The following is a 6560-nucleotide window of genomic DNA, read 5'->3' as shown; positions in this document are numbered from 1 at the left end:
ACAGCCTCCACGGTGTTCGGCGTGCCATGCGCGGCGAGATAGGCCGGGCTGGCCAGCACCCGCAGGCGGCTGTGCGCGAGCGGGCGCGCATGCAGGGTGGAATCGGCCAGCGGCCCGATGCGGATGGCCACGTCGGTGCGGCGTTCGAGCAGATCGATGTAGCGCTCGCTGCTGTTGAGCTCCAGTTGCACCTCCGGATAGCGCGCGCGGAAGCCGGCCACCAGCGGGGCGATCACGTGCAGCACGAACGGGGTGGCGGCATCCACGCGCAGCCGGCCTGCCGGGCGCTGGCGGCGCGCGGTCATCTGCTCCTCGGCCGCCTCCACCGAGGCGACGATGGCGCGGGCCTGGGCCAGGAACGCATCGCCCTCTTCGGTGAGCTGCAGCCGCCGGGTGGTGCGGGTCAGCAGGGTGGTGCCCAGCTTCTCCTCCAGCCGGCCCAGCGCGCGGCTGACCCCGGACGTGGTTTGTCCCAGTGCTTCGGCGGCGGCGGTGATCGAGCCGCTGTCGATCACGGCAATGAACGCCTGCATTTCGTCGAGGGTCGTCTTCATGGACCCATTATTGACCATGAAGCAAGAGTCATTGGCGTGAAGGCCGGTTTTTCGGCAAGAGTGGGGCGCGCAGACTGCGCACCTCCTCTTCCACCGGTTACGACCATGTCCCGTGGCATTCCCTTGGCCCTGCTGGCGCTTACGCTGGGTGCGTACGCGATCGGCACGACCGAATTCGTCATTGTCGGTTTGATTCCCACCATCGCCGCCGACCTCGGCGTGTCCCTGCCCTCCGCCGGCCTGCTGGTCTCGCTGTACGCCCTGGGTGTGGCGGTCGGCGCGCCGGTGCTGACCGCGCTGACCGGGCGGGTACCGCGCAAGACCCTGCTGGTGGCGCTGATGGTGCTGTTTACGCTGGGCAATGTGATTGCGTGGATGGCACCGAGCTATGGCTCGCTGATCGTGGCACGCGTGCTCACCGGCCTGGCGCACGGCGTGTTCTTCTCGATCGGTTCGATCATCGCCACCTCGGTGGTGCCGAAGGAGAAGGCCGCCAGTGCGATTGCCATCATGTTCACCGGGCTGACCGTGGCGCTGGTCACCGGCGTGCCGCTGGGCACGTTCATCGGCCAGCATATGGGCTGGCGCGCCACCTTCCTGGCCGTGGCCGCGCTGGGCGTGATCGCCCTGATTGGAAGCCTGCTGTTCGTGCCGCGCAACCTGCAGCGCAGTGAACCGGCCACGTTCGGCCAGCAGCTGTCCGTGCTGGCGCAGCCGCGCCTGCTGTTGGTGTATGCCATTACCGCGCTCGGGTATGGCGGCACGTTCCTGTCCTTTACCTACCTCGCCTCGATCCTGCAGGACGTCACCGGCTTCTCGCCGAACGCGGTCAGCGGGGTGCTGCTGGTGTACGGCGTGTCGGTGGCGTTCGGCAACCTGTGGGGCGGCCGCCTGGCCGACCGCCGCGGCCCGATTCCCGCGCTGAAGCTGATCTTCGGGTTGCTGGCGCTGGTGCTGTTCGCACTGACCTTCACCGCGCACAACACGTGGCTGGTTCTGCTCACGGTGCTGGCGCTGGGCGCGGTGGCATTCGGCAACGTGCCCGGGCTGCAGGTGTATGTGGTCAAGCAGGCGCAGCGGTTTGCCCCGCAGGCGGCAGACGTGGCCTCGGGCCTGAACATCGCCGCGTTCAATGTCGGCATCGCAATGGGTGCGTCGCTGGGCGGCCTGGTGGTGGATCACCTGGGTCTGATGCATACGCCGTGGCTGGGCGCGCTGGTGGTGCTGGGTGCGCTGGGGTTGACCGTGCTGAGTGGGCGGTTGGACCGGCGTGATGGGGTTGAGGATCGCGCTGAGGGAGTTGTTGTGGCGGCGCATTGATGCCGAGGGCAGCGGACTAACAGTCCGCTCTACCGTCCGCTCTCCCGTCCGATCTGCCGTCCGATCTGCCGTCCGCTCTACCGACCGCCTGTGTTCATTTGATTCGCTTAACGGTGCACGGCGTAGCCTGCACTTCCCCCACTGAAGGAGTTTTTCATGAGCATTCCCGCATTTGGTCTTGGTACGTTCCGGTTGAAGGACCAGACCGTCATCGACTCGGTCCGCAACGCACTGGACGTGGGCTACCGCGCCATCGATACCGCGCAGATCTACGGCAACGAAGCGGAGGTCGGCCAGGCCATCGCCGACTCCGGCGTGCCCCGCGAGGATCTGTTCCTGACCACCAAGGTCTGGATCGCCAGCTTCCAGCACGATGCGCTGCTGGACAGCCTGCGCGAGAGCTTGCGCAAGCTGCGTACCGACCACGTGGACCTGACCCTGATCCACTGGCCATCGCCGAACGATGCGGTGCCCATGGCCGAGTACCTTGGCGCGTTGGCGCAGGCCAAGGCCGAAGGGCTGACCCGGCAGATCGGCATCTCCAACTTCACCATCGACCTGACCCGCCAGGCGATTGCGATCCTGGGCGCGGAGGCGATCGCCACCAACCAGATCGAAGTGCATCCGTACCTGCAGAACCGCGCGTTGATCGCGTTCCTGCGCGAACAGGGCATCCATGTCACCGCGTACATGAGCCTGGCCTACGGCGAGGTGCTGAAGGACCCGGTGATCCAGGCCATCGCCGAGCGGCACGATGCCACCCCGGCGCAGGTGGCGCTGGCCTGGGCACTGCAGCAGGGCTTCGCGGTGATCCCCTCCTCCACCAAACGCGAGAACCTGGCCAGCAACCTGTTGGCGGCCGATCTCCGGTTGAGCGATGACGACATGGCGCAGATCGCCACGTTGGATCGTGGCCAGCGATTGGCGAATCCGGAAGGCATCGCGCCGGCGTGGGATTGATTGATTGAGGTAACGCCGCCCACCGGCCCGGTGTGGATCCTCGGAGTTTGATCTTTGCGGCGTACGCATGACCTCTGCCGGAGAGCGCTTCTTCGGGGGAGGTCATGCCACAACAGAATATGGCACCGCTATCGGCAGTCGATTGGGATGCGACCCTACCGGTTAGGCCAACAGCCACTCGCGCATCGCGGCGCTCACCTCGTCCGGCTTTTCCATCGGGGACAGGTGCCCGCAATCGGGCAGCACCACCAGGGTTGATCCCGGTACCAGCGCCTGCATCTCCTCGCTGGTCGCCAGCGGGGTGATGCGGTCGTTGGCACCGCACACGATCAACAGCGGGTCGCGGTACGCGGCCAGCACGGCGCGGCCGTCGGCGCGGTCCAGCGCGCTCTGGCGCAGGAACACCTCGGCGCCCAGCCGCGTGGTCATGTCGCGCACGCGTTGCACAAGAACGTAGTCGTCCAGCCGCGAGGCGTCAATGTAGCTGCGCATGAGCGTGTCGCCAAAGCCGTGGAAGGTGCCCGGCAAGCGCACGCTGGCGCGTTGCGATTGCCGCTGGGCGGCGCGTTCGGGCGAATCGGCATGGAAGGAGGTATCGATCAGCGCCAGTCGCATGACCCGCTCCGGGGCCACGCGCAGGATGTGCTGGGCAACGAACCCGCCCAACGAGAAGCCGGCCAGCGCGAAGCGTGAAGGCGCCTGGGCCAGCACGTCCTCGACCACGTCCTGCATCGTCTCGCCACGGGTCTGGTCGCCGACGGTGCAGTCGGCGATGTCGGAAAGCGCGGCCACCTGCGCGCGCCACAGTTCGGCGTCGTTGAGCAAGCCCGGCAACAGCAGCAGCGGTAGGCGTTGGGTCATGCGGCGTATTGTCGCGCCGGGGCCGTGCACGGACCATGCCCGGTGTGGGTCAGTGCGTTGCACCCTCTGGCGGCTCAGGCACCTGCACGCTCTGCACCGGCAGGGTCACCACCATCACCGTGGGATCGTCGGGATCCAGCTTCGTCTTGAAGCCCAGGCTCTGGCACATCGCCAGCATGGTGCTGTTCTCGCGCAGCACCTGGCCTTCGATGAGATTCAGGCCCAGCCATTGCGCGTATTCGATCATGATGGTCATCAGCCGCCAGCCGATGCCGTGGCCCTTGAGGTCCGAGCGGATCAGGATGCCGTACTCGCCCCGGTCGTAGTCGGCGTCGGCATGCAGGCGCACGGCGCCGAGCATGTCGCCGCTGCGCGGATCGATGGCCACCAGCGCGATCGAACGCGCGTAGTCCAGCTGGGTGAGGCGGGCGATGAATTCGTGGCTGAAGTGCTTCACCGACTGGAAGAAGCGCAGGCGCAGGTCGTCGTCGGTGACGCGGGCGAAGAACGCGCGGAACAGCGCATCGTCTTCCGGCCGCACCGGGCGCACGAAGGCGGGCGCACCGTCGGACAGGGTGATGGTGCGCTCCCATTCCTTGGGATACGGGAACACGGCGAAGCGCGGATGGCCGCGACCCTTGTGCAGCTTGCGCGAGGGCGCGATGGCCACGCGCGCGCCCAGCGCCATGACGCCGTCGCGGTCGGCCAGCAGCGGGTTGATGTCCAGCGTGCGCACTTCGGGAATGTCGGCGGCAAGCTGGGCCAGCTTGACCAGGATCAGCGCGACGGCACGTTCGTCAGCGGCGGGCACATCGCGGTAGGCCTTGAGGATGCGCGACACGCGGGTGCGGCCGATCAGTTCGTGGGCCAGCCGCAGGTCCAGCGGCGGCAGCGCCAGCGCCTTGTCGTCGATCACTTCCACGGCGGTGCCACCGCGGCCGAACACCACCACCGGGCCGAAGGTCGGGTCGTCGGCGATACCGGCGATCAGTTCGCGCGCCTTGGGCCGCACGATGGTGGGCTGCACCAGCAGGCCTTCGATACGTGCCTTCGGGCGCAGGGAATGCGCGCGGGCGAGGATGGAGGTCGCCGCCTCCTGCACCGCCTGCAGGGTGCCCAGGTTGAGGCGCACGCCGTCGACGTCGGACTTGTGCGGAATATCGGCCGAGAACACCTTCACCGCCACGGTGGCGCCCTGTTCCAGCAGCGGCTGGGCCAGGTCCATCGCTTCGTGCGGATCGCGCGCCTGCATCACCGGCGCGGACGGAATGCCGTAGGCGGTGAGCAGCTGGTGCGTGGCGATCGGGTCCAGCCACTGCTGACCGGCCGCCAGCGCGGCGTCGACGATGGCGCGCGCGGCGGCGGTGTCGACCACGAAGTCCTGCGGCAAGCTGGGCGGGGTTTCCATCAGCGCGGCCTGCGCATCGCGGTAGCGCACCAGATGCTGGAAGCCCCGCACGGCCTCGGCCTCGGTGGGATAGGTGGGCACGCGGGCCGCGTTGAGGGTGGCGGTGGCGCGGTCGTCATTGCCCAGCCAGACCGCGAACACCGGCTTGTCGCGATGGTGGCGGGGCCGCAGGCCCAGGGTGCGGGTCAATGCCTGCGCCGCGTCGGCCGACGAGGTAAAGGCGGTGGGCACGTTGACCACCAGCACCGCATCGTTGCCGGTGTCGGACATCAGCGCGTCGATGGCGGCAGCGTAGCGCTCGCCGTCGGCGTCCACCACGATGTCCACCGGATTGCTGCGCGACCAGCCTTCGGGCAGCACGCCGTCGAGCTCGGCGATGGTGCCGGGCGAGAGCTCGGCCAGGGTGCCGCGCAGGGCGAGCAGCTGATCAACCGCCAGGCGGCCGACGCCGCCGCCGTTGCTGAGGATGGCGAGGCGGCGGCCGGGGAACGTCCCCAGCCGGCCGAGGGTCTCGGCGGCAGTGAACAGTTCGTCGAGCGCGCTGACGCGCAGCAGGCCGGCGCGGTTGAAGGCGGCGCCGTAGACGGCGTCGGAGCTGGCCAGCGCCTGCACGTGGGTGTCGGCGTCGGGATCGATGCGGATGTGGCGGCCGGACTTCACCACCACCACCGGCTTGGCGCGCGCCGCAGCGCGTGCGGCCGACATGAACTTGCGCGCGTCGCGGATGTGTTCGACGTACAGCAGGATGGCGCGGGTGCGGTAGTCGGTGGCGAAGTAATCGAGCAGGTCGCCGAAGTCCACGTCGAGCGCGTCGCCGAGCGAGACCACGGCGGAGAACCCCACCGAGCGTGCGACGCCCCACTCCACCAGCGCGGCGGCGATCGCGCTGGATTCGGAAATCAGCGCAAGGTCGCCAGCCTGCGGGAAGTGCGCGGCGATGCTGGCATTGAGGCGCGCATGCGGGGCGATGACGCCCAGGCAGTGCGGGCCGAGGATGCGCAGGCCCTTGGGGCGCGCGGCCGCTTCAACCTGTTCGGCCAGCGAGCCGGGGCCGTGGCCGAGGTTGGCGGTGAGGATGATGGCGGCGGCAACGCCGCGCTCGGCGGCGGTGGCCACCACCTGCGGGACGATGCTGGCCGGCGCGGTGATGACGATGAGTTCGGGAACCCAGTCCAGGTCCTTGAGCCGCTTGACCGTGCGGATGCCGTCGATCTCGCCGTAGCGCGGATTGATCCAGGCGACCTTGCCGGGGAAGCCGGTGGCACGCAGGTTGCGCATGACCGCGCGGCCGGCGGAGCGTTCGCGCGGACTGCCGCCGACGACGGCGACCGATTGCGGGCGGAACACGGATTGCAGGTGGTAGGTGCTCATGGGGTCGAACAGTCACCGGGACACGTGGTGACACGGTACACGGCTGACGGTGCGATGGGGATGATCTGGCGCAAGCGGACGCCGCC

The 6560-nt window shown here is 68.5% G+C and carries 5 protein-coding genes; 2 read left to right on the top strand and 3 right to left on the bottom strand.

Going from position 1 to position 6560, the window contains the following annotated elements:
- Positions 1 to 554: LysR substrate-binding domain-containing protein (locus ACREPD_RS21355; protein ID WP_431601151.1), on the bottom strand; the 554-nt coding region annotated here is incomplete at its 3' end.
- 105 nt (positions 555 to 659) lie between these two features.
- Between ACREPD_RS21355 and ACREPD_RS21350 the strand changes: the two genes are divergently transcribed.
- Together ACREPD_RS21350 and dkgB are read left to right on the top strand one after the other, a co-directional pair.
- Positions 660 to 1874 carry an MFS transporter gene (locus ACREPD_RS21350; protein ID WP_431601150.1) on the top strand — a complete coding sequence of 405 codons (1215 nt, stop codon included), beginning with the start codon at positions 660 to 662 and terminating at the stop codon, positions 1872 to 1874.
- Between the two features lie 156 nt (positions 1875 to 2030).
- Positions 2031 to 2834: a 2,5-didehydrogluconate reductase DkgB gene (gene dkgB, locus ACREPD_RS21345; protein WP_431601149.1), complete on the top strand. Its 804-nt coding sequence runs from the start codon at positions 2031 to 2033 to the stop codon at positions 2832 to 2834.
- Positions 2835 to 2996: 162 nt separating this feature from the next.
- Here dkgB and ACREPD_RS21340 read toward each other — a convergent pair whose 3' ends face one another.
- Positions 2997 to 3695, bottom strand: a complete 699-nt coding sequence (locus ACREPD_RS21340; RefSeq protein WP_431601148.1) for an alpha/beta fold hydrolase — start codon at positions 3693 to 3695, stop codon at positions 2997 to 2999.
- A 49-nt stretch (positions 3696 to 3744) separates the two neighbouring features.
- Entirely contained in the window at positions 3745 to 6474 is a 2730-nt protein-coding gene (locus ACREPD_RS21335; RefSeq protein WP_431601147.1) for a bifunctional acetate--CoA ligase family protein/GNAT family N-acetyltransferase, read from the bottom strand.
- Between the last annotated feature and the right edge of the window lie 86 nt (positions 6475 to 6560).

The sequence above is a fragment of the Stenotrophomonas sp. genome, from assembly GCF_050737075.1.
Lineage (GTDB): Bacteria > Pseudomonadota > Gammaproteobacteria > Xanthomonadales > Xanthomonadaceae > Stenotrophomonas.
The sequence above is the reverse complement of the archived record's forward strand: the minus strand, read 5'-3'. Positions and strand labels throughout refer to the sequence as shown.